23 protein-coding genes are annotated in these 24,858 nt (G+C 60.4%); 14 read left to right on the top strand and 9 right to left on the bottom strand.

Annotation, left to right across the window (positions count from 1 at the left end):
- Positions 1 to 72 precede the first annotated feature (72 nt).
- Positions 73 to 1,329 carry a tyrosine--tRNA ligase gene (gene tyrS / locus EV130_RS29440; RefSeq protein ID WP_074061374.1) on the top strand — a complete coding sequence of 419 codons (1,257 nt, stop codon included), beginning with the start codon at positions 73 to 75 and terminating at the stop codon, positions 1,327 to 1,329.
- Between the two features lie 51 nt (positions 1,330 to 1,380).
- On the opposite strand, the gene EV130_RS29435 is transcribed toward tyrS, so the two are convergent.
- Positions 1,381 to 4,779, bottom strand: coding sequence for a YhdP family protein (locus EV130_RS29435; protein WP_074061375.1), 3,399 nt, complete (start codon positions 4,777 to 4,779; stop codon positions 1,381 to 1,383).
- A gap of 122 nt (positions 4,780 to 4,901) precedes the next feature.
- Here EV130_RS29435 and EV130_RS29430 point away from each other — a divergent pair, with 122 nt between their 5' ends.
- The 5 genes from EV130_RS29430 to EV130_RS29410 all read left to right on the top strand — a co-directional run bounded on the left by EV130_RS29430 (position 4,902) and on the right by EV130_RS29410 (position 9,686).
- Positions 4,902 to 5,375, top strand: coding sequence for a peroxiredoxin (locus EV130_RS29430; protein ID WP_074061376.1), 474 nt, complete (start codon positions 4,902 to 4,904; stop codon positions 5,373 to 5,375).
- On the top strand, positions 5,372 to 6,196 hold the full coding sequence (locus tag EV130_RS29425) for a ferritin-like domain-containing protein (protein WP_132554116.1): 825 nt from the start codon (positions 5,372 to 5,374) through the stop codon (positions 6,194 to 6,196). The genes EV130_RS29430 and EV130_RS29425 overlap by 4 nt, the downstream gene beginning before the upstream one ends.
- A 101-nt stretch (positions 6,197 to 6,297) precedes the next feature.
- Positions 6,298 to 7,605 (top strand): M23 family metallopeptidase, encoded by a 1,308-nt coding sequence (locus EV130_RS29420; protein WP_074061377.1) that lies wholly within the window; start codon positions 6,298 to 6,300, stop codon positions 7,603 to 7,605.
- A gap of 157 nt (positions 7,606 to 7,762) precedes the next feature.
- Entirely contained in the window at positions 7,763 to 9,256 is a 1,494-nt protein-coding gene (locus EV130_RS29415; protein WP_074061378.1) for a DEAD/DEAH box helicase, read from the top strand.
- A gap of 7 nt (positions 9,257 to 9,263) precedes the next feature.
- Positions 9,264 to 9,686 (top strand): NUDIX domain-containing protein, encoded by a 423-nt coding sequence (locus EV130_RS29410; protein ID WP_074061379.1) that lies wholly within the window; start codon positions 9,264 to 9,266, stop codon positions 9,684 to 9,686.
- On the opposite strand, the gene EV130_RS29405 is transcribed toward EV130_RS29410, so the two are convergent.
- Genes EV130_RS29405 through EV130_RS29375 form a run of 7 tightly spaced genes read right to left on the bottom strand, consistent with a single transcriptional unit; the run spans position 9,687 to position 15,374 of the window.
- Positions 9,687 to 10,004, bottom strand: coding sequence for a TfoX/Sxy family protein (locus EV130_RS29405; RefSeq protein WP_074061380.1), 318 nt, complete (start codon positions 10,002 to 10,004; stop codon positions 9,687 to 9,689).
- A gap of 2 nt (positions 10,005 to 10,006) precedes the next feature.
- Positions 10,007 to 11,641 carry an NTP transferase domain-containing protein gene (locus EV130_RS29400; RefSeq protein ID WP_074061381.1) on the bottom strand — a complete coding sequence of 545 codons (1,635 nt, stop codon included), beginning with the start codon at positions 11,639 to 11,641 and terminating at the stop codon, positions 10,007 to 10,009.
- Positions 11,638 to 12,345 carry an XdhC family protein gene (locus EV130_RS29395; RefSeq protein WP_132662476.1) on the bottom strand — a complete coding sequence of 236 codons (708 nt, stop codon included), beginning with the start codon at positions 12,343 to 12,345 and terminating at the stop codon, positions 11,638 to 11,640. Before EV130_RS29395 ends, EV130_RS29400 begins: the two co-directional genes overlap by 4 nt.
- Complete coding sequence (locus EV130_RS29390) at positions 12,345 to 12,674, bottom strand: XdhC family protein (RefSeq protein WP_074061383.1); 330 nt, start codon at positions 12,672 to 12,674, stop codon at positions 12,345 to 12,347. Before EV130_RS29390 ends, EV130_RS29395 begins: the two co-directional genes overlap by 1 nt.
- Positions 12,671 to 13,918 carry a vWA domain-containing protein gene (locus EV130_RS29385; RefSeq protein ID WP_132662481.1) on the bottom strand — a complete coding sequence of 416 codons (1,248 nt, stop codon included), beginning with the start codon at positions 13,916 to 13,918 and terminating at the stop codon, positions 12,671 to 12,673. The genes EV130_RS29390 and EV130_RS29385 overlap by 4 nt, the downstream gene beginning before the upstream one ends.
- 17 nt (positions 13,919 to 13,935) lie before the next feature.
- Entirely contained in the window at positions 13,936 to 14,859 is a 924-nt protein-coding gene (locus EV130_RS29380) for an AAA family ATPase (RefSeq protein WP_074061384.1), read from the bottom strand.
- Between the two features lie 20 nt (positions 14,860 to 14,879).
- The gene (locus EV130_RS29375; protein ID WP_074061385.1) at positions 14,880 to 15,374 is read right to left on the bottom strand and encodes a flavin reductase; all 495 of its coding nucleotides are present in this window, start codon (positions 15,372 to 15,374) and stop codon (positions 14,880 to 14,882) included.
- A 173-nt stretch (positions 15,375 to 15,547) separates the two neighbouring features.
- Here EV130_RS29375 and EV130_RS29370 point away from each other — a divergent pair, with 173 nt between their 5' ends.
- The 4 genes from EV130_RS29370 (at position 15,548) to purB (ending at position 19,295) form a co-directional block, all read left to right on the top strand.
- The gene (locus tag EV130_RS29370; RefSeq protein WP_132662475.1) at positions 15,548 to 16,630 is read left to right on the top strand and encodes an ABC transporter substrate-binding protein; all 1,083 of its coding nucleotides are present in this window, start codon (positions 15,548 to 15,550) and stop codon (positions 16,628 to 16,630) included.
- 116 nt (positions 16,631 to 16,746) lie between these two features.
- Positions 16,747 to 17,424, top strand: a complete 678-nt coding sequence (gene rpe, locus EV130_RS29365) for a ribulose-phosphate 3-epimerase (protein ID WP_074061386.1) — start codon at positions 16,747 to 16,749, stop codon at positions 17,422 to 17,424.
- Between the two features lie 19 nt (positions 17,425 to 17,443).
- A complete protein-coding gene (locus EV130_RS29360; protein WP_074061387.1) occupies positions 17,444 to 17,929 on the top strand; it encodes a hypothetical protein in 486 nt (161 codons plus the stop codon).
- A gap of 64 nt (positions 17,930 to 17,993) precedes the next feature.
- Complete coding sequence (gene purB / locus EV130_RS29355; RefSeq protein WP_074061388.1) at positions 17,994 to 19,295, top strand: adenylosuccinate lyase; 1,302 nt, start codon at positions 17,994 to 17,996, stop codon at positions 19,293 to 19,295.
- A gap of 383 nt (positions 19,296 to 19,678) precedes the next feature.
- Here purB and EV130_RS29350 read toward each other — a convergent pair whose 3' ends face one another.
- The gene (locus EV130_RS29350; RefSeq protein WP_132662474.1) at positions 19,679 to 20,476 is read right to left on the bottom strand and encodes a DUF2189 domain-containing protein; all 798 of its coding nucleotides are present in this window, start codon (positions 20,474 to 20,476) and stop codon (positions 19,679 to 19,681) included.
- Between the two features lie 166 nt (positions 20,477 to 20,642).
- Between EV130_RS29350 and EV130_RS29345 the strand changes: the two genes are divergently transcribed.
- From EV130_RS29345 to purS, 4 genes are all read left to right on the top strand, one after another.
- Positions 20,643 to 21,197, top strand: a complete 555-nt coding sequence (locus EV130_RS29345) for an RBBP9/YdeN family alpha/beta hydrolase (RefSeq protein WP_132662480.1) — start codon at positions 20,643 to 20,645, stop codon at positions 21,195 to 21,197.
- A gap of 153 nt (positions 21,198 to 21,350) precedes the next feature.
- Positions 21,351 to 23,576 carry a putative bifunctional diguanylate cyclase/phosphodiesterase gene (locus EV130_RS29340; protein WP_081377140.1) on the top strand — a complete coding sequence of 742 codons (2,226 nt, stop codon included), beginning with the start codon at positions 21,351 to 21,353 and terminating at the stop codon, positions 23,574 to 23,576.
- 229 nt (positions 23,577 to 23,805) lie between these two features.
- On the top strand, positions 23,806 to 24,570 hold the full coding sequence (gene purC / locus EV130_RS29335; RefSeq protein ID WP_022715264.1) for a phosphoribosylaminoimidazolesuccinocarboxamide synthase: 765 nt from the start codon (positions 23,806 to 23,808) through the stop codon (positions 24,568 to 24,570).
- A 30-nt stretch (positions 24,571 to 24,600) separates the two neighbouring features.
- Entirely contained in the window at positions 24,601 to 24,843 is a 243-nt protein-coding gene (gene purS, locus EV130_RS29330; protein WP_074061390.1) for a phosphoribosylformylglycinamidine synthase subunit PurS, read from the top strand.
- Positions 24,844 to 24,858 lie beyond the last annotated feature (15 nt).

The raw sequence follows: 24,858 nt of genomic DNA, 5'->3' as shown, positions 1-24,858 counted from the left end.
CGGCAAAACAGTGCTAAACGCGCCGCGGCAGTTCAACAAGTATCAATCCGACATCCCCGAAGAGACGAAGTCATGTCCGAGTTCAAATCCGATTTCCTGCGCATCCTGAAAGAGCGCGGCTTCATTCATCAGATCTCCGATGAAGCGGGCCTCGACAGCCTGTTCGCCAAGGAAACCGTGACGGCCTATATCGGCTTCGATCCCACGGCGCCGAGCCTTCATGCCGGCTCACTGATCCAGATCATGATGCTGCACTGGCTGCAGAAGACCGGTCACCGCGCGATTTCGCTGATGGGTGGTGGGACCGGGATGGTAGGCGATCCGTCCTTCAAGGAGGAAGCGCGCCAGTTGATGACCGTCGACACGATCGAAAGCAACATCGCCTCGATCAAGCGTGTCTTCTCGAACTACCTTACCTACGGTGAGGGTCCGACAGACGCCTTGATGATCAACAACGCCGAGTGGCTACGCTCGATCAACTACCTCGATTTCCTGCGCGATGTCGGTCGTCACTTCTCGGTCAACCGCATGCTTGCCTTCGACAGCGTTAAGACGCGCCTCGATCGCGAACAGTCGCTCTCGTTCCTCGAATTCAACTACATGATCCTGCAGGCCTACGACTTCGTCGAACTGGCAAAGCGCTACGGCTGCCGGCTGCAGATGGGCGGTTCCGACCAGTGGGGCAACATCATCAACGGCATCGACCTTGGTCACCGTATGGGGACGACACAGCTGCATGCCCTGACTTCACCGCTTCTGACGACATCTTCCGGCGCCAAGATGGGCAAGTCGGCGACCGGTGCCGTCTGGCTGAACGCCGATATGTTCCCGGCCTATGACTTCTGGCAATACTGGCGTAATACCGAAGATGCAGACATCCCACGCTTCCTCAAGCTTTACACCACCCTGCCCATGGATGAGATCGCTCGCTTGTCTGCACTCGGTGGCTCGGAAATCAACGAGGTGAAGAAGATACTCGCAACCGAGGTAACGGCAATTCTGCATGGCCGCACCGTTGCCGAAGAGGCCGCGGAAACGGCTCGCAAAACCTTCGAAGAAGGCGGGATCGCCGAGAACCTTCCCTCCGTCGATGTGCCCGCTTCCGAACTCGACGTCGGTATCGGCCTGCTTTCGCTGATGGTCCGCGCCGGCCTTGCGGCCTCAAACGGCGAGGCCCGCCGTCACGTTCAGGGCGGCGCCGTGCGTATCAACGACCAAGCGGTCAGCGACGAGCGCAGGGTGATCGGCAGCCGTGAAATGACCGCCGATGGCGTCATTAAGCTGTCGCTCGGCAAGAAGAAGCACATCTTAGTCCGCCGCGCGGCCTGAGCCGCACGATATCGGAATCCCATGAAAAGCCGGCCCTCGCGTCGGCTTTTTTTATTGGAATTCGAAGATGTTGCGGAAAACGCCCGGTGCAATGATCGACAGCGGATTGATCTGCATGGCCGGATGGTCGAACTTGCCGGTCAGCTTGAACGTGATGCCGATCAGGCCGCGATCCGAACCGTTGCCGAGAATGATGCCAATGACCGGCAACTCGGCAAACAACCGGTTCAAGCCATAGGCCGGCATGAAGGTGCCGGTCATATCCATGTTGCCGCGCTGATCGCGGATCACGCCCTGGAACGTGGCCCCGATCTGATCGCCGCGCACCACGCCGTTTTCGATGCCGACGACGCCGCCGCGGGACACGACGCGCGCAAAGCCGCGCTGGAAGCGCTGCGCAGAGGTGTCGATATTGCGTTTGACGGCGGAATTGAGGCTGCGCTGGTTCTCGCCGACCGGTGTTGAAACGATCGAGTGCAGGCGTTGTTCGTTGACGATGGCGAAGCGGCGTATATCGACCGAACCATCCCAATTGCCGCCGTTGCCGAGCCTGATCGACATATTGAGCAGCCCGCCCTGCATATGCTGATAAAGATCGGCAAAGCGCGACACGGCACCGGCATCGCCGCTCGTGATGTTCAAGGCACGGCCTTCCCTCGTCTGGCTGACGACCGCTTCGCCGCTGCCGGTGATGCCGGAAAAGTTCAACGCCTGCAGCCGGCCGCCGCTCGATGCGTATTTGGCCTCGAAGTTGCCGATCTTTTCATCGTTGAAGCCAACGACGCTGTTGAGTTTGGCACGAACCGAGACGCTGGCACTGCCACCACCATCTCCGTCGCTGTCGCCCTGCCCGTTCTTCAGTCGCGCAAGGATCGGTCGCGCATCTGCGGTATTGCCCGACACCGAAACGTCGAAATTCCCCCTGCTGCGCCTGATCGATATCGCAAAGTCGTCGAGGGAGGAAAGTCTCACGCTGTCGAAATCGGCAGACTCGAGATCACCCTTGCTGAGGGCAAGCGAGCCGGTGGCGCCAAAGCCATCGCCCTTCAGACGGAAATTCCTGATTTGCGTATTCTCGGGGGGGCCCGATACTTCGAATTCCGCCGTTGCACCGATCCCGCTTCCCTTCGCCCAACCGATCCAGGGAAGCTGCAACGACGCCTTGTCGAGATCGATCTGAACATTCTGGCGTTCCTCATCGATTTTCGTCAGCTGCATCGTCAGGCTGCCGTCGATGATCCCCGACAGGCCAGGAAGCGCCTTTGCGCGCTGGGCGTTGTTTAGCGTCGCCGTGATGATGCGCTGCGGCTTGACGCCGGACGATTTATCGGTCGGTTCGACAAGCTCGATCTCGGCGGGCACCCCGTCGATCTGCCCCTCGACATCGAGCGTCACTTGCTGCGGATCGGCGTCGAGCGCGCCGTTCAGATTGGTAATCATCCTGCCCGACACCGGCTTGCCGACGTCGACTCCGCTGAGCAGCATGGCCGCCTTCCATTCGGGCGGCGGAGGATCCTGCGATCTTAGGAGACCGAGCCGCGCCTCGACGTTGGCGGTGATCTTGCCCTTCAGGTCCCCGGGCACGAGGCCGGCACGCTGCAGCACCTGCACCGGCTTGTAGGTCAGGAGTTCACCCACCGCATCGGCATCGCCCGAGATTGCGAGCTTCATTTCCGCCATCAGTGGCTTCTGGTAAGTCGATGGCAGTACGAACTGACCCTCTCCGAGGCTGACGGAACGGCCCGAGGCGAAATATGACGTGCCGCTCTTGATCGAAATCGTGGCTCTCTGGCCGGTCAGGTCGAAATGGGCGGACGTATCGCGGATCGGCGGAATATCGCCTGCCACGTTCATCCGCGCATTCGCGATATCGAAATTGATACGGATTTGCTCGTCACCGAGCCTCAGCCCCTTGCCGACGGCGTCGTCCAGCTTGCCGGAGGGAATGAATACGGAGATCGACGCATTCGTGACCGTGCCGCCGAAGAGATTTCCCAGCACCCATTCGCGCGCCCTGGGCGCCATCCAGAAGGGCCAGAGCTGCTTGATCGCGGCCGTCTGAAGCTGCTGCGACTGTCCGACGAAGCTGATTTCCGGCGATTTGCCGCCGAGCCTGACATGAAGCGATCCGAACAGCTGCCCCAGAGGACTAGAAACTGTCATGCCCGCGAACTGCAGTTCCCGCGAGGCGACGAGGTAGCGGCCCGTCGTCTGGATATCGAATGGGAGCGGCTGTTCTCCCGACCCCACCGGCGCGGCCGTGCCGCCGCTGATCAGGAGATCGATGCCAAAACCCTTGCCGACGGCGGGGTCGAGCTTGTCGAGGTCGATGATTGCGCCGTTGAACGGGATGGCAGTGTTGCCGAACTGTACCTGTGATCTTGCGATCTCAAGCGTCTGCTTCGTGAAGTCGTAGCCGAGATTGATGCGGCCGCCGGAAAGCTGCTGATCGTCTGCGTCTACGAAGATCGACCCCGGCGCAAGATCCGCGCTGGCGGCCAGGTACGGTGCAACATCGCCTGCGCCGCGCACGGCCGAAACGGCAACGTCCACAAAACTGTTCACGCCCTGCCGAATTTCCCCGAGTGCGTTCCTCTTCAAGGTGAATGGCTTCAGATCGACGTGGGTGAGCTTTGCCATGAACCGCGACGCTTTCCCGGCGCTCTTTTCAGAAAGGACGTCCAGCATCGCCACTTCGCCGTTGATCGCTACCTCACCCGTCAAATGCAGCGAAGATGGCCCCGCATGTGCAAAGACCAGATTGTCGACCACGATCGATAACGGACCGTTCGCGGTATCGGCGAGCTTGATGTTGATGCCGGAAAGCCGCACGGTATCCGTACCCCCGCGCTCGACAAAATCGTCCAGGATGTCGAGGTGATAAAACGCAGCTTCCATTGCCTGCGGAATTGCGTCGATGCGAAGCTTGCTTAAGTCCAGCGGGCTGCCGGACGGCAGGAGGGCCGTGTCGAGCGCAATATCATCGGCTTCGATCGCCGCCACGGCCAAACGGCCGCGAAAGAGCGCGAACGGATCGAGCGCCATGCGCATCGCGCCGGTCGTCGACAGATGCTGCCCGCTTTGCTGATCGACCATGTTGACGTTACGGGCTTCAAGCGCGAGTTGTGCACCGGACGTGAAACGGATAACGGTCGAGCCCACCTCTGCCCGGTAGCGAGGACCTATGGCCGAATTCAAGGCGGTCTGTGCCTGGCGCGACAGCGTCGCGTCGAACATTCCGCTCTCGATGGTGAAAATGATCGCCGCAAGGACAAACAGAACGGCGGCAAAGCAACAAGCCGTCACATGGGCCGCGCGCCGAATAGGTGAACGGCGCGGCGGCGGGCAATGCACGATGATGGGGTCTTCGGCCTGTGCGGAGGGAAGCTCATCCAGTGCGACGATGTCTTTTTTGCGAAATGTAACCTTTTCGCCGCGGATCACCGACATGCGCTTTGGACAACCCCGAGTTAGAATGTAACCGCCCGGTCTGGCTGGACGATTTCAGCTTCAATATATATCCGCAGGACATAGTGTCATCCATAAACCCGGCGAAAGAAAGGTTTCCACATATGACAGTTCTCGGCATCGGCGCCACGGCGCCGGATTTCAACCTTCCCCGCGACGGCGGCGGGCGGGTATCGCTTTCCGATTTCCGCGGGAAGCCGCTGGTTCTGTTCTTCTATCCGAAAGACGATACGACCGGCTGTACCGCGGAATCGCTGGCCTTTACCGCTCTGGCCGACGAATTCGATGCTGCGGGAGCGGCGGTCGTCGGGATGTCTCCTGATTCGGTCAGTTGCCACGAACGCTTCATCAAGAAGCACGGCCTTTCCGTAGCGCTCGCATCGGACGAGGAGAAAACAACGCTGCAGGCCTATGGCGTGTGGAAGCAAAAGAGCATGTACGGGCGCAATTTCATGGGCGTCGAGCGCACGACCTTTCTGATCCGCACCGATGGTACGGTTGCGATGATTTGGCAGAAGGTCAAGGTACCCGGCCATGCCGAAGACGTATTGAAGGCCCTCAGGAACCTTACGGCATGATCACGTTTTCGATGACATCGCTGCGCGGTGGCGCAATCGAGGCCATCCGTTCGGCCGATCTCGATCGCAAGACGGCTCTGGCGCAGGAAGCTGCGACCCGCTGGTTTGCACGAAGAATTTCCTTGCGTTCGCCGCGCGACGGCTCGCTGCCGGACAGGCCGGGCCGACCGGAAAAGCCGGCACTGGTACCCCCGACGCAGGTCGAGAGGCGCTCGCTGCACACCATCAGCGGCCGCATAGCACTGCTCCACGCGATCGCTCACATTGAGCTCAACGCCGTCGACCTTGCGCTTGATATCGTTGCGCGGTTTGCCACCGAAGCAGTCCCCAATTCCTTCTTCGACGGATGGATGCAGGTTGCCTTCGAGGAGGCCAAGCACTTCCGCCTGGTGCGCGGGCGGCTGCGGGATCTTGGCGCCGATTACGGCGACATGCCCGCGCATGACGGCCTTTGGCAGGCGGCGCACGCCACTAGAAACGATCTGACCGCGCGGCTTGCCGTCGTTCCCCTGATTCTCGAGGCCCGCGGCTTGGATGTCACGCCCTCGCTGCAGGCGAAAATGCGCGAAACCGGCGATCGCGAAAGTGCCGCCGTCCTCGATGTTATCTACAACGACGAGAAGGGGCATGTGGCAATCGGCGCCAAATGGTTCCGTTTTGTCTGCGCCCGCGAGCGGCGCGACCCGGCCCAGACCTTCAAGGAGCTGGTACGGGCAAACTTCCGCGGTCCGCTGAAGCCGCCGTTCAACGATTTGGCGCGCGCCGAAGCCGGCCTTACGCCTTCTTTCTATCGTTCGCTGACATCGACAAGCAATCTATAAACCGTGACGTGCATCAATATGCACCCTAAGGCATTTGTTAACCATAACGATGTGTAATCACTCCTGATCGAAGCACGGGCGCATCAATTGGGAGATTCTCCGTGACGCATGCACAGCATAATCGCGTATTCGGCAAGCGTTCGCAGGAACATATCCTCATTCTCGCCAGTGGCGACAAGGTCCGCCACGTAACCATAAAGCCGTGGATGGCGGCCCTGGGCTTCTGCTTTTCCTGCGTTTTCGTGATCGGCTATCTGCTTGCGACCTCCTACCTCGTCCTTCGCGACGATCTGATCGGCGCCACCATGGCGCGCCAAGCTCGCATGCAGCATGATTATGAAGATCGCATTGCGGCCCTGCGTGCGCAGGTCGATCGGGTCACCTCGCGTCAGCTGCTCGACCAGCAGTTGGTGGAAGACAAGGTGGACAAGCTCATGCAGCAGCAGATGGCGCTGACCTCGCGCCACGGCAGGTTTGGCTCCCTTCTCGACCGTGCGGAAAATTCCGGCTTGACGCGTAAGGACGAAACGATACCGGCTCAATATCTCGTGCCCGAAGCAAAGGACAAGCGTGCGTCGCTTTCTGCCGGTGCCCGGGCGATCGACAAGCTCCTGGCAGGCGGCGACGAACCTGCCGAGGCAACGCCCGACAACTCCACGCTTGCCTATGTACCCGCACCCGAAACCGTCGGCGATCGTGCCGACCGTCTGTTCTCGAAGGTCACGCTTTCACTGAAAGGCGTCGAGGAGGAGCAGCGCGCCCGCGTTGAGCAGCTGACCGTGGATGCGGGCGATGCCGCCAGCAATATCGAGAAAGTCCTCTCCCGCTTCAAGATTGCCCTACCCGAGCAGGCAACGGTCAACCCCGATGATGGTGACGCTGTGGGCGGTCCCTATGTCGAGCCGGAAAGCGGCGACAACTTCAACAGTTCCCTCGCGCAGCTCGATACCGCACTGACCCGGCTCGAAACGGTTCGCAGCACAGCTGAATCCTTGCCGTTCCGCAATCCGGCCATCGGCAAGGAAATCACCAGCCCCTTCGGTAATCGGCGTGATCCCTTCCTTGGACGTCTCGCCCTTCATTCCGGCGTCGATTTTCGCTTTGCTGCGGGTGAAAAGATCCGCCCGACAGCCCCCGGCAAGGTCGTCAATGCGGGCTGGACGGGCGGTTATGGCAACATGGTCGAGATCGACCACGGTAACGGCATTTCTACCCGTTACGGCCATATGTCGCAGATTCTGGTGAGGGCCGGCGACACGGTCGGTCGCTCGGATGTGATCGGTCTTGCCGGAAGCACCGGCCGCTCGACGGGCACCCATTTGCATTACGAGGTACGCCAGAACGGCCGCGCGGTCGATCCGGTGTATTTCTTGAATGCAGGCTTGAAACTCGCGACTTATATCAAATAACCGATTACAGTAACCACAGTTTTACCTGTTCGACGGCTGCAGAGCCCGAATTCCTTGACTTGCGGGCCGTTTGGGACTATGTCGCGCTGCATTGCGGCATGCAATCCCGCCGACTCAACCAGAGTATGGCCGAACCTGAACGGAAATAGTTTTCCCCTTGACGACATTTGCTGACCTTGGCCTAAGCCAAAAAGTGCTTTCCGCCGTTACCGACGCCGGCTACACGATCCCCACTCCTATTCAGGCAGGAGCAATCCCGTTCGCCCTGCAGCGCCGAGACATTTGCGGGATCGCGCAGACGGGAACGGGCAAGACGGCATCCTTCGTATTGCCGATGTTGTCGTTGCTGGAAAAGGGCCGCGCCCGGGCCCGCATGCCACGAACGCTCATCCTCGAGCCGACGCGCGAACTCGCCGCGCAAGTCGCGGAGAACTTCGAAAAATACGGCAAGAACCACCGCTTGAACGTCGCGCTGCTGATCGGCGGCGTCTCATTCGAAGACCAGGACCGTAAGCTCGAGCGCGGTGCCGACGTCCTCATCTGCACGCCGGGCCGTCTGCTGGACCATTTCGAGCGCGGCAAGCTGTTGATGAGCGCCGTCGAGATCTTGGTCATCGACGAAGCCGACCGCATGCTCGACATGGGCTTCATCCCCGATATCGAGCGTATTGCCAAGCTCATCCCGTTCACGCGTCAGACACTGTTCTTCTCGGCGACCATGCCGCCGGAAATCCAGAAGCTCGCCGACCGATTCCTGCAAAATCCTGAGCGGATCGAAGTCGCAAAGCCGGCCTCCGCCGCCAAGAACATCACGCAGCGTTTCGTTGCTTCCCACGCCAAGGACTATGAGAAGCGCGCCGCACTGCGCGATCTGGTTCGCGCGCAGGAAGACTTGAAGAATGCCATCATCTTCTGCAACCGCAAGAAGGACGTGGCCGACCTCTTCCGCTCGCTCGAACGCCATGGCTTTTCCGTCGGCGCGCTCCACGGCGACATGGACCAGCGCTCGCGCACGAACATGCTTCAAAGCTTCCGCGATGGACAGCTGCAACTACTCGTCGCCTCCGACGTCGCTGCCCGCGGCCTCGACATTCCCGATGTCAGCCACGTCTTCAACTTCGACGTGCCGATCCATGCCGAGGATTACGTGCACCGCATCGGCCGCACCGGCCGTGCGGGCCGTTCGGGCGCTGCCTTCACCATTGTCACAGGCCGTGACCAGAAACATGCCGACGCGATCCAAAAGCTGATCGGCGAGAAGGTTGAGTGGCTGAATGGTGATCTTTCCGCTCTTCCGCCTCCCGAACCCGGTCGCGAAGACGATCGCCCGCGCCGCACAGGCAGCCGGGATCGCGACAAGGGCCGCGGCCGCGTCAAGGACCGTCGCGGTCATAAAACTGATATCGGCGCCGATGATAATGCCGCCGAAGCCATCGAAGCAGCAGCACCAGCAAAGGCCGAAAGCGTGAAGCACGAGCGCAAAGCAGAAAACAAGCCGCAACACAACGCGCGCAACTCACGGCCCTATCCGGCAAACGACGATAATCGCGAGCGCCGCCGCTATCGCGACCATGACGACGGCCCGACGCCAGTCGGCTTCGGCGACGATATTCCCGCCTTCATGTTGATCGCCGCAAACGCCAAGATCTGATCTTCCGATGGGAAAGCCTGGTATTCATTTTCCAGGTCTCGGCGTCGGCTTGGTGATTTTGCGCGACGGCAAGATTTTGCTTTACAAGCGCATACTTGCGCCTGAGGCTGGTCACTGGAGTATCGTCGGCGGCAAGGTCGATCATATGGAGCCCATTGCCGAAGCCGCGCGCCGCGAAGCCGAGGAAGAAACCGGATTGACGATTGCTCGAGCCGAACTTCTGGGCCATGCGGAAGTGATCTCAGGCGCCGATGCGCAGCATTGGGTCTCGTTTCTCTATATCGCTACAGAAGTCAGCGGCGATCCGCAGTTGACGGAACCGGAAAAACTGTCGGATTTCGGCTGGTTCACGCGATCCGAACTGCCGACACCACTTTCCGACTTTGCCAAGGCGGCAATCGATTACCTCGACAATGAGGACTTTCGCTGATCATTCGGCTCTAAGCGCCGCCTCGTAGGCAAGGCGCACCCATTTCGCCATTTCATCCGGATCGTCATAGGCCGCGTCGGGGATCGACCAATAAGGCATCTTCACCGGATTGCCCTTCTTGCCCTCGTAGAACCATTGGCTGGAGCCTGCTGCGGAAAACTCCGGCGAGCTCTTGTCGTCGGCCTTGAGGAGCACCTCGCCGCCGACTTCGACCGCGACGATACGGCCGAGGTGATAGATCCCCTTGCCGCCGAACATACGCTTGATCGTCACCGGTCCAAGCCCCTGAAACATTTCCTCTATGCCGGCCGCGTCCATTGCTATCCCTTCAATATGCCGCCTGCTGCGGCAATCGCCTCCGGCGTATCCACGTCAAGATGCGCACTCTCGCCGATATCGACATCGACGACTGGCAGCCGCGCCGTCTCGACGATGTGGCGCGCGCCGACATCGCCCTCCAGAGCAAGTACTGAATGATGCAGTGATCGCGGCAGAATGACCGGATTTCCGCGTTTACCTCCGCAGACCGCCCGAACGATCGCCTGCCCCTCTGCCTGCTTGAATGCTTTGATCAATTGATCGAGGTTTGCCGTCGAGACCCCCGGCATATCCGCAAGCATGACAAGGACGCCATCTGCGCCGCTCGCATGGGCATGTGCGAAGCCGGCAGCGAGAGAACTTGCCATGCCGGAAGCATAGTCGGCGTTGAAGACCTGCTGCACGCTCAAGCCATCAAGGGCTGCTTCAATCTCAGCACGGCGATGGCCCGTTACGACCGCAACCGACGAAGCCCTGCTGGCAACAGCTATCGATGCCGAGCGGCGCACCAGCGGCATGCCATCGAATTCCGCCAGCAGCTTGTGCTGGCCGCCCTCACCCATGCGGCGCGCCCTGCCGGCGGCAAGCAGGACGATCGCAACCGACGCGTCGGCACGATTCCTGGCAGGCACGTCGCGCGGCCGCGGCCGCGATTGTATCTCCATCAGCAGGCCTCCGACACCCATTCCGCTCACCTCATGCGCACCCGGCTCTTCACCGGCCAGAATGCGGTCGAGAACCCAGTCAAAACCGTTTTCCTTCGGGCTGCGGGCGCAACCAGGCGCGCCGACGACATAAGTATCGCCGATGCTGCCGAGGACCATCAGATTTCCCGGATCGACGGGCATGCCGACGCTCAAGATACGCCCGCCCGCCTCGCGTATTGCCTGCGGAATGACATCTGCCGCGTCGATGACCGCCGAGGCGCCGAAGACGATGACGAGCTTCGGCGCCTTCTCCGGAATCGTCATGATGTCCTGGATCGAAGCGGCAAGAGCCTTCGTCTCATGCGGCACGCGCCGCTCCCGCAGCAGGCGATTGCCGCAAGCAGCCAACCGGCGCTCCAGGATGCGCGCCGTCTTGTCCATCACCGACCCTTTCAGCGAAGGCAGTTCCGTGGCAATCAGCGAAACGGCATGATCGGCAAACGGCTTCACCTGAAATGGCGCGGTCGCGCGAAGCGCCGCACAGGCGGCATCTATCTTCGCGCCCCGAACCGCCAGGGGAATGATCTTGAAGGTCGCCACCATGTCGCCGGCGCTGACATGTGTATGATCGGCAAGACAGGCGAGCGTGATCGCCGGATCGATGCGGTTCAGCCGATCGACCGTCTCCCGGTCAGCCACGAAAAGCCCATCCGCCGCAGCATAGATGTTGACTCGGCCGGTCGCAGCCTCCGAAAAGCGGAGATGATCCGGTGCGATTGCCTCACTCAGCCGTGCCGCCGCTTCGTCCTCGCCGAGATCGCCGTCCTCCAGGCGTGCCGCAACGATCATTTCGATGCCCGAGTTCCTCAGCCGCTCGATGTCGGCAGCGTCAACCACGTGGCCCTTGGGCAGAGTCCCATCCGGCATCTTGATTGAGTGTGCGAGTACGAGCCCTTCCGCGCCGCCGACATCAAATTCGCCAAAAATCATGCCTTGTCACCTTTCGGAGACGCGACGTCGCGCGAGCGCAAGGATTGGATAATCTGCGCAAGGATCGCAACGGCAATCTCAGCCGGGCTCGAGGCGCCGATATCGAGCCCGATCGGGCCTTTGATCCTCGAAAGTTCGCCCTCGGAAAGGCCCTCCTTCTTCAGCCGCTCGAGACGCGAAACGTGGGTCATGCGGCTGCCGAGCGCACCGACATAGAAGCATCCCTTACGAAGAGCCTCGGCGATCGGCAAATCATCGATCTTCGGGTCGTGCGTGACCGCGACGACAGCTGTATAGGAATCGAGCGGGCGGTCCTTCAGCACATCGGCCGGCCAGTCGGCGGTGAGATCTATGCCAGCGAAACGCTCCGGCGTTGCAAAGGCGGTTCGCGGATCGATGATGTGGACGTCGAAGCCTGCAAGCGCCGCCATCTGCGCCAGAACCTGGCTGATATGGACCGCGCCGATGATGACGATATGGGCTGGCGGCCGGTGCACATTCAGAAAGTATCTGCCACCATCGATCTCGCAGATGCCGGACTTGCCGGAACGGAATGCCGCAGCGACGGTATCGCTCAGTGCGCTGTCTACCGGCCCGCCTTCGACGATCACGCGATCCGTCCCATGCTCCAGATTGGTGACCAGTATCACGGCCTTGCGTGCCCGCCGGGCGGCGTTCAATTGCTCCAGATTGGCGGCGTCCATCAGGTAAGCCTTTCGACAAAGACGCGGATGCGGCCGCCGCAGGATAGCCCGACGCGCCAGGCGGTCTCGTCGGCAACCCCGAATTCCAGCATCCTCGCCTTGCCGTCGCCTATGACGTCCATTGCCTCCGCGATCACCGCACCTTCGACGCAGCCGCCGGAGACCGAGCCCTCGAAATTTCCGTCATCATCGATCACCAGATGGCTGCCGACAGGACGGGGTGCCGAGCCCCAGGTTTCGATGACCGTTGCGATGGCAACGTTGCGGCCGCTTTTCATCCATTCCTCCGCCGTCATCAGGGGATCGAGGCCGAAAGACGTCTCGCTCATGCATAACCTCTCATTCTGTCGAGATAGCGCCGCGGATCGTGCGCCGGCGATCTGCCCGCGCCGAGCGCCGCAGCGAGGTCGCTCAAGGATGATAGATTGTGAACCGGACGGAATTCGTCAACATGCGGCAGCATGGCGCGAACCCCGCGAGCCCGCGGCTCGAAGCCCTCGAAGCGCAGAAGCGGGTTCAGCCAGATCAGCCGCCGGCAGGATCGGTGCAGCCGGTCCATTTCTTCTGCCAGCAATTCGATGCCTTCACGCTCCAGACCGTCGGTGATCAGCAGCACAAACGCGCCCTGCCCGAGGACGCGGCGTCCCCACAGCCGATTGAATTCCCTCACCGTTTCGCCGATACGGGTACCGCCCGACCAGTCCTTGACGGCGGCGGCACATTCGTTCAGCGCCTCGTCCGGATCCTTGTGGCGCATCTGCCTGGTGACATTGGTAAGCCGCGTGCCGAAAAGGAATGTATGGACGCGGCGCCGGCTCTCCGTCAGCACGTGCATGAAATGCAGGAAGATACGGGTGTACTGGCTCATGGAGCCCGAAATATCCGCAAGCACAACCAAAGGAGGCTGGATTTCTTTGTGTTCACGATAACGTGGCAGGATCAGCGACCCGCCGGTGCGCAGCGCCGAGCGCATCGTCGCGCGCGGATCGACCTGCCGGTGAACATGCGATTGCCTGAAACGCCGCGTTGGAACGCTGTCGAGCGGCAGTTGCAGCCGCGCGAGTTCCTTTCTTGCCAAGGCGATTTCCGCCGCCGACATCTGTGCGAAATCCATCCGCCGAAAGACTTCGTTTCCGGAGGTCGTGAACCGCGCGTCGATTTCGACATCCGGCTCATCACGAGTGGGCCTGTTGTCGCGCCGATCACCGAGGAGCGCATCGCTGGCGCGCGTTTCGCCGGCCTTTGCCTTTTCCCTTTCACGGTTGTCCGGCGCCCGCGGCAACATCATCGCAATCATCTTCTCCACGAGATCGCGGGAGCGCCAGAAAAGCCGGAAGGCTTCGTCGAAAACCGGTTTGTCCTCGTGCCGTTTGACGAACACCGAAAAGAGCGCCGCGTGGAATTCCTCGCGCGAACCCATGCCGATCGCCTCGACAGCTTCGATAGCATCGGCAATCGATCCCGGGCCGATCTTGAGCCCTGCGTTACGGAGCACTCTGGCGAAGAAGATGAGATTGTCGGCAAAGCGGCCCTCGGCCGGCGGCAGCGGCGGAGCGACCGACCCATCCTGCACCCCTTGCGTCTTCGTCTTCAACCCGCTGCCCTCAGTACGTCCTTGACCTCCGTCAGCACACGAGCGCCCTCGCCGCCCTGAATGCGCGCAATGTCGTCCTGGTATTTCAGGAGCGTGCCGATCGTGTCGGAAATGGTCTCCGGATCGAGCGCCAGACGGTCGAGTTCGGTCAGGGCCGTCGCCCAGTCGATCGTCTCTGCCACGCCGGGATTCTTGAAGAGATCGAGCGTTCGAAGCTTCTGCACATAGGCGACAATCTGCTGCGAGAGAGCCTCGTTGCAGCCTGGCACCTTCCGGCGGATGATCTCCAGTTCCTGCGCGGCCTCCGGATAATCGACCCAGTGATAGAGGCACCGGCGCTTCAACGCATCGTGCACTTCGCGCGTCCGGTTGGTCGTGATGATGACGATCGGCGGCTCGGCGGCCTTGATGGTTCCAAGCTCGGGGATCGTCACCTGGAAATCCGAGAGCACTTCCAGCAGGAAGGCTTCGAAGGCCTCGTCGGTACGGTCGAGCTCGTCGATCAGGAAGACCGGCGCACGGCCTTCCACGGACGAAAGCGCCTGCAACACGGGGCGACGGATAAGGTAGCGTTCAGAAAAAATATCGGATTCGATACGGCTGCGGTCGGTCAATCCAGAAGCTTCAGCAAGGCGGATCTCCAGCATCTGCGCCGGATAATTCCACTCGTAGACGGCCGATGCGATATCGAGGCCCTCGTAGCATTGCAGCCGGATCAGTGGCCGATCGAGCGCCTTCGACAGCACCTTCGCGATCTCGGTCTTTCCGACGCCGGCCTCTCCTTCAAGAAACAGCGGCCGCTTCATCTTCAGGGCGAGAAAGAGCACCGTCGCCAGCGACCGGCCTGCGAGATAATCCTCTCTTGCCAGCATGGCGATCGTCTCGTCGATAGACGCGGGTGGCAGTGGATGATCGGGCATTTGTCCTCCCTTTTGGGGAGTTATAGCGTGTGGTAGTCCCGGTTCATATAGAGCAGGGCCGGTTTTGTTTCGTTGAAACGCACGGCCACGACCTCACCGAAAATGATGTGATGGGTGGACATCTCCTTGATTTCCATCACCCTGCAATCAAAGGAGGCAAGCGAATCCCAAAGCACCGGGGCACCTGTGACAAGCTTGTCGAATTTGCCGGTCGCAAACCGCTCGTCGTTGCTCATCGGCTTGCGTCCGGAAAAGGCGTCGGCCAGCGCCTGATGATGCGCGCCGAGCGTGTTCAGCGCGAAAATGCCGCTCTGGAAGAAGATATCATTCTTCGGATTGCTGTTGTTGAGGCAGACAAGGACGCAAGCCGGATCGTCGGACACCGAACAGGCTGCGGTGATGGTGACCCCGCGCCGTGTCTGGCCAAGCACCGTCGTCACGAGCTGCACATGACCGCCGAAACGGCTCATGGCATCGCGATACAGCTGCGGATCGATCGGCTGCCTGTTCAACAAATGCTGTCTCCTGCGGCCACGCCGCCTGTTCTTGTGCCGCTAATATGGATGCCATCGGTTACCTTTTCTACAATGAAGCCGACGAAATGCCGCGCATTCCGCCTGTTTTTCTTTGACGATTGCCGCCGGGCCGCTAAAAGGGCATGAAGGGCGACAGGGAAGCGGCGATTTTCATGAATATTCTGCGTGGCATAGCGGCTTTTTCGATGCTGTTTCTTGCAGCAGCCGAAAGCAATGCCGCGGGCGTCACGATCGGCGTCGTCGCTCCGCAGGGCGGCGACCTGCAGCAGCTTGGCGGGCAGATTTTCGCCGGAGCGAACTATCAGATCACCAAGGACGGCAATACGATCGTCACAATCAACGAGCCCTGCGAGGAAAACAGTGGTGCCGCGATTGCCGATGCACTGGTGAACGCCAAGGTGCAAGTCGCAATCGGCTTTCTCTGCAGCGAGACGCTGGAAAGCGCACTGCCGAAGCTCAAGGATGCAAACATTCCGGCGATCACCGTCTCGGTACGCGCACGCATTCTGATGGAAGACGCATTGAAGAACGGCTGGCCGCTCTTTCGGCTGGCGCCAGCTGATGGCGCTGAAGCCGCACGCATCATCGAAGCGATCCTCAACGACTGGGAGGCAGCGCCGATCGCCCTCATCGAAGACGGTACCATCCATGGCCGCGAACTGACCGAAGCTATCCGGAATGCGCTTGAGGAAAAGGGGTTGAAGCCCGTCTTTACGGACACCTATCGCCCCGGTCAGGACCAGCAGATCGCCCTCGTCCGCCGCCTGAAGAAGGCCGGGGCCACGAAGGTTTTCGTCGGCGGCGACCGCGCCGACGTCGCAGTCATGGCCCGGGATGCCGCAGCGGAGAGGATTCCGCTCGCTATTTTGGGCGGAGATGCGATGCGCGCGGCAAACCAGCCGCTGCCGCTTCCCGACGGCGTGCGTGCGGTCACCATGCCGGAATACGACACTTTGCAGCCCGCGCAAGCCACAGCGGCGGCATTGCGCGCCCAAGGCATCGAGCCTGAAGGTTATGTCCTGCCGGCAGCCGCAGCAGCGGCCGTCGCGCAGCAGGCGGTAACGGCCGCCACGACAGAAGGAAAGACGGTAGCGGAAAAACTCGTCGGCACGACGTTCGCTACGCCAATCGGCGATCTGACCTTCACGGCTGGCCAGGAGCTTTCGGAGAACCCTTACAGACTGTTGGAATGGCGCCGCGGCACCTTCGCCGCGCCTGCCGGGCCTAAAGATTAGCCCGAGACGAAAATGCCGTTTTATGCGGAGATCACAGGTGCAGAGACGATGCTGTTGCCCGTTCGGCTGAGCCCTGCTAAACCGCCGCGAGTTCCTCAAGGAGAGAGAAGAGTGTCATGACCCTGCCGATCCGGATCGCCCCCTCCATTCTGGCTGCGGACTTTGCCAAGCTAGGACAGGAGGTGCGCGATGTGACGGCGGCAGGCGCAGACTGGATCCATCTCGACGTCATGGACGGCCATTTCGTGCCGAACATCTCCTTCGGCGCCGACGTCATCAAGTCGTTGCGCTCCTATACGGACGCGACTTTCGATTGCCACCTGATGATCTCGCCGGCCGATCCTTATCTGGAAGCCTTCGCAAATGCTGGCTGCGACCGCATCACCGTTCATGCTGAGGCAGGACCGCATCTTCACCGCTCGCTGCAGACGATCCGCAATTTCGGTAAGAAGGTCGGCGTGACGATCAATCCGGCAACGCCGTTGTCGGCGATCGAGAGCGTTCTCGACGACATCGACCTCATCCTCATCATGTCGGTAAATCCCGGCTTCGGCGGCCAGAAATTCATTCCCGCGATGGCCGGGAAAATTGCATCCGCGAAATCCCTGATCGGTGACAGGCCGATCGAACTTCAGGTCGACGGCGGGGTCACGGTTGAGACCGCGCCGATCATCGGCAAGGCCGGCGGCAATGTGCTCGTCGCCGGTTCGGCGATTTTCAAGGGTGCCTCCGTCGAAGCCTACCGCACCGCCATCAGCGATCTGCGAAGCGCTGCAAACGACGGGCGCTCATGAAATCGGCGTATCGTTGACGATGGACCGGATACGCGCTGCCAGACCACCCTATTTCGAGCTGTTTGGCGGCGCCGCGGTTTGGGGCCTCATGATGATGGCCTCGGCGATGGCGTCGCTTTACATGCGCAACCGTTTCGAGACGGAACACGCGGCCGAATTGGCGCTTCTCTATTTCGCCGGCGGCCTTTTCTCCTGGCCCTTCATGCTGCCGATCGGCCGCTTCTTCGCCTACCGGCGCCGGATCGAGACACGCTTTGCCGCCTTCTTCGTCTGCCTGACGGCGGGAACGATGCTGATGACGGCATTTCTCTTTTCGATGGACTACCGCATTTTCTATTCGCGCTGGCATGCCCCGTTTGGCAGCCTCGTATGGACCTACCAGTTCATCTTCACCGGCGCGAATGCGGTCTATCAGTTCCTGGTGCTCGGTCTGCGGCTCTTCCTGCCGTTCGGTCTCGTCTGCCTGCTTGCAACCAGCTACGTCCTTGCAAAACGCATGCGTTGAGATTACCGCGCGTCTTTGCTACAGGGGCGCCAGATAGTCTTCCTCGCAACGAAAGCAGTGAGCCATGATCCCGCGTTACTCCCGCCCAGAGATGGTCGCCATCTGGTCGCCCGAAACCAAGTTCCGCATCTGGTTCGAGATCGAAGCACATGCCTGCGACGCGTTGGCCGAACTCGGCGTCATTCCAAAGGAAGCGGCAAAGACGATCTGGGAAAAGGGAGGCGCGGCAGAGTTCGACGTTGCCAGGATCGACGAGATCGAAGCGGTTACTAAACATGACGTCATCGCCTTCCTGACGCATCTAGCTGAATTCGTCGGGCCAGACAGCCGTTTCGTGCACCAGGGCATGACCTCGTCCGACGTGCTTGACACAACGTTCAACATCCAGCTGGTGCGGGCCGCCGACATTCTGCTCGCCGATATGGACCGTGTACTCGCAGCACTCAAGACGCGCGCCTTCGAGCACAAGGACACGGTCCGCATCGGCCGCAGCCACGGCATCCACGCAGAGCCGACCACCATGGGGCTCACCCTCGCCCGCTTCTATGCCGAGATGGGCCGCAACCACGCCCGCCTCGTCGCAGCACGCGCCGAGATTGCCACCGGTGCGATCTCCGGAGCTGTCGGCACCTTCGCCAATATCGACCCTCGCGTCGAAGAACATGTCTGCGCCAAGCTCGGCCTCACGCCTGAGCCGGTCTCGACCCAGGTCATTCCGCGCGACCGCCATGCGATGTTCTTCGCCACACTCGGCGTCATCGCTTCGTCGATTGAGAACATCGCAATCGAGATTCGCCACATGCAGCGCACCGAGGTTCTGGAGGCCGAAGAATTCTTCTCGCCGGGCCAGAAGGGCTCGTCTGCCATGCCGCACAAGCGCAACCCGGTGTTGACCGAAAACCTAACCGGACTTTCCCGCTTGGTGCGCATGTCGGTCGTTCCGGCACTGGAAAACGTAGCGCTGTGGCACGAGCGCGATATCAGCCACTCGAGCGTCGAGCGCGCCATCGGCCCGGATACGACGATTACCCTGGATTTTGCCCTGAACCGCCTGGCCGGCGTCGTCGAAAAGCTCGTGGTCTATCCCGAGAACATGGAGAAGAACCTCAACAAGTTCCGCGGCCTTGTCCATTCGCAGCGTGTTCTCCTGGCCCTTACCCAGGCAGGCGTTTCCCGGGAAGACGCCTACCGCCTCGTGCAGCGTAACGCCATGAAGGTCTGGGAACAGGGCAAGGATTTCCTCGAAGAACTGCTCGCCGACGAGGACGTCCGCTCGGCACTTTCGGAAGACGATCTCCGAGAAAAGTTCGACCTCGGTTACCATACCAAGCACGTCGATACGATCTTCAAGCGCGTTTTTGGGTGAACTGGATCTATTCGAAAACGGCGCCGCAGCAACGGCGCCGTTGTCATTTCTGCCTTGCGCGATCTCGATGGCGAGCGCGTTTGTTTTCCGGCTCTGCGGCTTCATTGCTCCGCCCGGATTGCATTGCCCGCCTCCGTCCGGCTCTTCCCAGTCAGCTCTTCGTGCCTGTATTGATCAACCGGCAGGTTTGACAACAGTCAAATAACGGCCCCAAACCCGCCTGGACAATGACGGCCGAGACTGCGAGAACGCAGATGGCCGGCCCGTCCGCCCAAGCGGGTAAGGACGTGCTGCTGGCAAGAAAGCCTCATTCAAAGACATCCTCAGATCAACTTTGAAGGAGGCTGCAGGTTCCGCTTGCGTGACGCAGGCTGCATCGCGCCTTACGCAGGCGTGATCAATTTTCTGTAGAGATGCCATGTTGCGTGGCCGAGGATAGGCATCACCAGTGCCAGCCCGACAAATAGCGGGATCGTGCCGATGACCAGCGCCGCAGCAATGATCAGGCCCCACAGCATGATCGGCACCGGATTGACGACAGTTGCGCGTATCGAAGCTGCCATAGCAGCCACGAGTCCTACATCGCGATTGAGAAGCAGGGGGAAGGTGACGACGGTCGTCGCCAGAACCACGATGGCGAAGACCAGCCCGAGCAGATTGCCCCAGATGATCAGTTGCATGCCTTCGGGCGTACCGAAGATCTGGGAAATGAACACTTCGATCGACCGCGGGAAAACATCGCCGAACAGGTTCGTGTAGAGCGTCTGCGCTGCGACGAGCCAGACGATGAAGAAGCCGAACAGCAGCAGCCCGCCGACGATGATCGACGGCAAGGCCGGCGAATGTCTGACGTCGAGCGCATGCGTCCACGACGTATCAAGACCGGCCTCGCGGCGGCGGCTGATTTCGTAGAGTCCGATGGCGGCAATCGGCCCGATCAGCGCAAATCCGGACATAAGCGGAAAGATCATCGGCAGAAGGTTGGCGTCCGATGACGCAAGGGCAAGGAAAATGCCGGCAATCGGATACATGAGGCACAAGAACACGTAATGGGAGGGCTTTTCGCGAAAATCGTCCAGCCCGCGACGTAAAGCGTCGAAGACGTCTGCGGTGCTGATCTTGTTGATAGCGAGACGTGCGTAGCGCTCGCCTGATCCTGTCATAACATGAAATGCCGACATGGCTTTCTCCTCCGTAAGCCGATCGGCCGGCGGCGGAAATGCATCGGCATTGACGCAGCCGACACGAGAAACCGCAACCGGCAATGGCGCGATCATAACGAATTTCACCGCCCTTGTCGCGCTTTCCCTTGACAGAACCGTCAAGCTTTCTCACATCGGCGGGATCATGAAAGCTTCAGACGTCGATATCCTCATCATACCTGGCTACACGAATTCCGGCCCCGACCACTGGCAGAGCCGCTGGGAAGCAAAGCTCAGCACGGCGCGACGGGTCGAACAGGCCGAATGGTCAAAGCCAGTCCGCGACGATTGGGTCGCCCGCATCGCCGAGGAGGTGAACGCCTCGTCCCGCCCCGTCGTCCTTGTCGCCCACTCGCTCGGAATTCCCTCGGCAATCCATGCGATCCCGCATTTCCGGAAGAAGGTGGCCGGCGCTTTCTTCGTGGCACCACCGGACGTCGCCAACCCGAATATCCGCCCGAAACACCTCATGACGTTCGGCCCCTACCCGCGCGATCCGCTGCCGTTTCCTGCGATTACAGTGGCAAGTCGCAACGATCCCTTCGGCAGCTACGAGCATGCCGATGACATTGCAGCAAGCTGGGGCTCGCTTTTGATCGACGCCGGTGAATCCGGCCATATCAACGCGGAGTCAGGTCATGGCCCCTGGCCCGAGGGAACGATGGTCTTTGCGCAGTTCCTGAGCCGCCTGAAGCCTTAGGCTCTGGAAAGCCGAAAGTTTTCCACGTCTTCCAGGCACTGCTTAACAGTTATTTTATTCAATGACTTCAGACTGCAGGCACGCGAATTGAGCGAGCGCACAGTGAAGCAGCGAAAACAGATCAGCGCGATCAATACTGGCAACAAGCTTGCGATGGAACCGGCACCGGACACCTCCGATCTGGCCGAGCGCGAGAGCCGTTGGAACTATGCGCTCGTCGGCTCCGGCCTCGGCGTCTGGGACCACAACAACCTCACCGGCACGAAATACTACTCCAATACATGGAAAGAAATCCGCGGCATGGCTCCACACGAGCAAGCCGACGGAGACTACGAGGAATGGCTCAAGCTTCTTCATCCCGATGACCGCGATTTCGTCATAATGGCCATCGAGAGGCAGATCGCAGGCGACCCGGATTTTCACGTCTTCGAGTACCGGGAGCGCCACAAGGACGGCCGCTGGGTCTGGATCGAATGCCGCGGCGCCTGCGTGGAATGGGACGAAAGCGGCGCTCCTGTCCGCATCGTCGGCACGGACACGGACATCACGGCCCGCAAACAATCCGAAGAGATGCTCGAGCACCTGTCGCGCAGGCTGGATCTCGCTCTCGACATCTCGCGCATAGGCGTTTTCGAAGCCGATCTTAACGCTGGAACAGTCGAGTGGGACGACCGCTTGCTGGCGATGTACGGGCTTGAAGGCACGCCTCGCGTGAAGCTCAGCGAGGCATGGGAGCAGGCCTTGCACCCAGACGACCGCGAGCGCACGCTGAAGAACCTAGAAGCAAGCCTGGAAAAAGACCGCGGCCTGCTGCAGGAGTTCCGCATCATCCGCGGCGACGGCGCCGAACGCGTCATTCGCGCCCGTTCGGCTTTCTTCTTGGATGCCGAGGGAAAGCGCAAGCTCATCGGCGCAAATTGGGATGTCACCGAAGAGGTCAGTCTTCGCAACGATCTTCAGAAGGCGAAAGATCTGGCGGAAGCCCGTAACCGGGAACTCGAAGCCGCCAGGGAAAACATCGAGCATCTGGCGCTTCACGATTTTCTCACGGAACTCCCCAACCGCCGCTATCTCGACCGCATCCTCGACGAGCGTTCCGCCGGATGCCGCGAGAGTGGCTTGACGCTCGCGATCCTGCATATCGACCTCGATCGCTTCAAGCAGATCAACGACACGCTCGGCCACCGCGCCGGCGACGCCATGTTGAAACATGCAGCCAGGGTGCTGAAGGATTGCGTTCGCTCGAGCGATTTCGTTGCGCGCATCGGTGGCGACGAGTTCGTCGTGCTTTGCACGATCGACAGCTCTCCGAAGAAGCTTTCCAATATGGCAGCCCGAATCATCCGCGAACTCAGCAAGCCGGTCCGCTACGAGGGCCATGACTGTCGCTTCGGCGCCAGCATCGGCATCGCCGCGGAAAGCGGCAAGGATCTCGACGCAAAGCAGTTGTTACTCAACGCCGATATCGCGCTTTACCGTGCCAAGGCCGCAGGCCGCAACCGCCATGAATTCTTCTCCAAGGACGCCCGCCGCACCATCATCGCGGCCAAGCGCTTGTCGGACGAAATGCTGCAGGGACTGGAGCGCAACGAATTCATTCCCTTCTATCAACTGCAGTTTCATGCCCATACCCTTGAAGTTGCCGGCGTGGAGACGCTGGCGCGCTGGCGGCATCCGGAACACGGATTGCTGACACCCGGCCACTTCCTGACGATTGCCGAAGATCTTGACGTCGTCTCAGCGATCGACGGCCTGATCCTGGAACGAGGGCTGGCCGATCGCGCCGCATGGGCGAGAGAGGGTTTCGTCACTCCGAAGCTCTCGGTGAATGTCTCTTCTAGGCGCCTGGGCGATCCGGGCCTTGGCAAGAAACTGCGGGCGCTGAAGATCGAGCCGGGCATCCTGTCCTTCGAGCTCCTGGAATCCATATCGCTTGACGATTGCGACGATGCAGTCCTGTCCAATCTCAGGCAATTGCGCAAGCTCGGGATCGATATCGAGATCGACGACTTTGGTACCGGCCACGCCTCGATCGTCAGCCTGCTCAAGCTCAGTCCGCGCACGCTGAAGATCGACCGGGAACTGATCCGCATGCTGCCGCAGTCGGCCGAGCAGAGAAAGCTCGTCCGTTCCATCATCGATATCGGCCGTTCGCTGAACATCCTTGTCACGGCCGAGGGTGTCGAAAGCATGGATCATGTCCGCATCCTTGGCGATCTTGGCTGCGACATGCTGCAGGGCTATGCGCTGGCTCGACCGATGCCGGCCATGCAAATACCGGCTTTTGTACGCAATGCGGGATGGCGGCGGCACGACGCAGACGCCTACGCCCTTCAGAGCGTTCTTCGCCAGCAGATCAAAAGCAACCGCAGCAAATAAAGCCTGCATAAGGGGCCGCGCGGTCGGCTTTGATTCCACCGCATCACAAAAAACTGTAAGCTTATCTCCAGAAAATCTTCGATTCTCTTGGGTCGCGTGCCTACATATCTGGAATCCGGGGAAGGAGTGACAGGCGCATTGTGAAACTCTCTCTTTTCCTTTATGGGGACGCCACGAGATCCATCCACTCGCGCTATCCCAAGAGCGCCAACGACAGAGAACAACTAAAATGAACCGTCGCCGCCGTATCTACGAGGGCAAGGCCAAGATTCTATATGAGGGACCGGAACCGGGGACTTTGATCCAGTTCTTCAAGGATGACGCCACGGCCTTCAACAAGAAAAAACACGAAGTCATCGATGGCAAGGGCGTTCTGAACAACCGAATTTCGGAATACATCTTCAGCCATCTGAACAAGATCGGCATCCCGACGCACTTCATCCGCAGGCTCAACATGCGCGAGCAGCTGATCCGGGAAGTGGAGATGATCCCGCTCGAGATCGTTGTGCGCAACGTCGCTGCCGGTTCGCTGGCCAAGCGCCTCGGCATCGAGGAAGGCGTGGTTCTGCCCCGCTCGATCATCGAATTCTACTACAAATCCGATGCTCTCGACGATCCGATGGTCTCGGAAGAACACATCACCGCCTTCGGCTGGGCAAATCCCGCCGAGCTCGACGACATCATGGCACTCGCCATACGCGTCAACGACTTCATGACCGGTCTCTTCCTTGGCGTCGGCATTCAGCTTGTCGATTTCAAGATCGAATGCGGCCGGCTGTTTGAAGGCGACATGATGCGCATCATCCTTGCCGACGAGATTTCTCCCGATTCTTGCCGCCTCTGGGACATCGAAACCCATGAGAAGATGGACAAGGATCGCTTTCGCCGCGATATGGGCGGGCTTCTCGAAGCCTATTCCGAAGTAGCGCGTCGCCTCGGCATCATCAACGAAAACGAGCCTGTGCGCGGCACAGGCCCGGTTTTGGTCAAGTAAGACGTTCTGGTCAAAGACAGGGAAGAAGAAGTGATCAAGGCTCGTGTAACCGTCACGCTGAAAAACGGCGTTCTCGATCCGCAGGGCAAGGCAATCGAAGGGGCGTTGAGCGGCCTCGGCTTCATGGGCATTGGCCATGTCCGCCAAGGGAAGGTCTTCGACCTCGAACTCGAAAGCGCCGACAAGGCCAAGGCCGAAGCCGACCTCAAGGCCATGTGCGAAAAACTCCTCGCGAACACTGTGATCGAAAATTATACTATTTCGCTCGACTGACGGTCGCCGAGGACT

Source organism: Rhizobium azibense (genome assembly GCF_004342325.1).
GTDB lineage: Bacteria > Pseudomonadota > Alphaproteobacteria > Rhizobiales > Rhizobiaceae > Rhizobium > Rhizobium etli_B.
Note: the sequence above shows the minus strand (reverse complement) of the source record. Positions and strands in the feature narration are given on the sequence as shown.

Coding starts and splice junctions, on each gene's coding strand:
- EV130_RS29400 (WP_074061381.1), bottom strand. CDS start 11,641: ATGATTTTTGGCGAATTTGATGTCGGCGGCGCGGAAGGGCTCGTACTC.
- rpe (WP_074061386.1), top strand. CDS start 16,747: ATGACCCTGCCGATCCGGATCGCCCCCTCCATTCTGGCTGCGGACTTT.
- tyrS (WP_074061374.1), top strand. CDS start 73: ATGTCCGAGTTCAAATCCGATTTCCTGCGCATCCTGAAAGAGCGCGGC.
- EV130_RS29380 (WP_074061384.1), bottom strand. CDS start 14,859: ATGCCCGATCATCCACTGCCACCCGCGTCTATCGACGAGACGATCGCC.
- EV130_RS29390 (WP_074061383.1), bottom strand. CDS start 12,674: ATGAGCGAGACGTCTTTCGGCCTCGATCCCCTGATGACGGCGGAGGAA.
- EV130_RS29370 (WP_132662475.1), top strand. CDS start 15,548: ATGAATATTCTGCGTGGCATAGCGGCTTTTTCGATGCTGTTTCTTGCA.
- EV130_RS29395 (WP_132662476.1), bottom strand. CDS start 12,345: ATGGACGCCGCCAATCTGGAGCAATTGAACGCCGCCCGGCGGGCACGC.
- purC (WP_022715264.1), top strand. CDS start 23,806: ATGAACCGTCGCCGCCGTATCTACGAGGGCAAGGCCAAGATTCTATAT.
- EV130_RS29350 (WP_132662474.1), bottom strand. CDS start 20,476: ATGTCGGCATTTCATGTTATGACAGGATCAGGCGAGCGCTACGCACGT.
- EV130_RS29430 (WP_074061376.1), top strand. CDS start 4,902: ATGACAGTTCTCGGCATCGGCGCCACGGCGCCGGATTTCAACCTTCCC.
- EV130_RS29425 (WP_132554116.1), top strand. CDS start 5,372: ATGATCACGTTTTCGATGACATCGCTGCGCGGTGGCGCAATCGAGGCC.
- EV130_RS29405 (WP_074061380.1), bottom strand. CDS start 10,004: ATGGACGCGGCCGGCATAGAGGAAATGTTTCAGGGGCTTGGACCGGTG.
- EV130_RS29360 (WP_074061387.1), top strand. CDS start 17,444: ATGGACCGGATACGCGCTGCCAGACCACCCTATTTCGAGCTGTTTGGC.
- EV130_RS29340 (WP_081377140.1), top strand. CDS start 21,351: ATGGAACCGGCACCGGACACCTCCGATCTGGCCGAGCGCGAGAGCCGT.
- EV130_RS29435 (WP_074061375.1), bottom strand. CDS start 4,779: ATGTCGGTGATCCGCGGCGAAAAGGTTACATTTCGCAAAAAAGACATC.
- purB (WP_074061388.1), top strand. CDS start 17,994: ATGATCCCGCGTTACTCCCGCCCAGAGATGGTCGCCATCTGGTCGCCC.
- EV130_RS29345 (WP_132662480.1), top strand. CDS start 20,643: ATGAAAGCTTCAGACGTCGATATCCTCATCATACCTGGCTACACGAAT.
- EV130_RS29410 (WP_074061379.1), top strand. CDS start 9,264: ATGGGAAAGCCTGGTATTCATTTTCCAGGTCTCGGCGTCGGCTTGGTG.